Origin of the sequence: Geobacillus sp. PK12 (genome assembly GCF_004123125.1) — a bacterium.
Lineage (GTDB): Bacteria > Bacillota > Bacilli > Bacillales > Anoxybacillaceae > Geobacillus > Geobacillus zalihae.
Map to the genome: position 1 here is coordinate 1 of NZ_SDKL01000088.1, position 1,199 is coordinate 1,199.

Here is a 1,199-nt window from a genome sequence, read left to right on the forward strand (position 1 = left end):
ATATAAGTTGAATTAAAGATTTACAACTGAACACACAAACGATCGATCGTTTGTTCTGGTTTCTGGTTGATTCGCTGAATAAAGGCTTGGACATTCTTTCTAATTTCTTGCACACTCGAATAGAACACGTTGTAAATCACGTCTGATTTCAGCCATTTCCATAGCCCTTCAATCAAGTTCAATTGCGGACTGTATGGTGGCAAAAAGACGAGCTCTAACCGATCTTCGTGTTCTTTTAAAAATGGCTGAATGAGTTTGGCATGGTGAATTCGAGCGTTATCTAAAATCATCACTATTTTGCCTGTGGGATAGCGTTCTAACACAAGTTGAAGAAATCGAAGAAATGTTTCCGCGTCATAGCGTTCTTCTTCGATGCAAAACACTTCCCCTGTTTCGTAGTTCAACGTGCCAATCAGCTTCAGCCCTTGATGTTTTCCAAACGTCGGAATGATTCGTTGTTTTCCTTTGACAAACCATGTTTTTTGAATCGCTTGGTAATCACGAATCATCGACTCATCTTGAAAGAGGACATGGGCGATGTTCCCATCTACCAGTTTTTTTTACTTCAGGGAAGGTGATTTCGACGAATTCTTTTTGTTTCTCTTCATCGGCATTGGCTAGTGTATAGGTCGGTTTCGTATAGCTTAGCCCTAACCGATGCAGAATGTCACTTGTTCCGCGAAGCGTGTATGTTGGCCCCCACTTTTGTTGAATGAGTTCAGCGATTATCGCAAGCGTCCAATTATATTTTGCTTCGAATCCCACATCTACGGGGAGCTGATGTTCAATGATCAAAGCCAGCTCTTTTTCCTGCTCAGGGGTCAATCGACGTGGGGCGCCAGGTGAGTATTTCATCTCCAGTCCATCAAGACCGCGCTGGGCGTAGGCATGAATATAGTTATAAATAGTTTTCTTGGATCGACCAATAATCGTTGCGATTTCTCCTTTGGTATATCCCTGCAAATGAAGATAAATCGCTTGGTAGCGTTCATATGCTCGTTTACTTTTTGCTTCTTTCATGGCAGTGGACAACTTTTCGATCTCGTCTTTGTGATTTGGCATCATATTTTCTCTCCGTTCCCCTATTTTCTCTTTATATTTATTCGCCGTGGAACGGGAGAAAACCTTTATTTCAATTTATATAGCATGATGTTGACCACGTTTCGCCAGTTCATGACGAATCCATTTGACCGCGAAGC

General features: G+C 41.9%; 1 protein-coding gene. It reads right to left on the reverse strand.

The window, feature by feature from the left end; all coding sequences use genetic code 11:
* Positions 1-20 precede the first annotated feature (20 nt).
* Positions 21-1,065 (reverse strand): IS630-like element ISBs2 family transposase gene (locus ETR37_RS17805; RefSeq protein ID WP_015374552.1). Its coding sequence is split into 2 segments (ribosomal slippage): positions 21-560 and positions 562-1,065, totalling 1,044 coding nucleotides; the frame shifts between segments, so codons are not numbered across the junction.
* Positions 1,066-1,199: the final 134 nt, after the last annotated feature.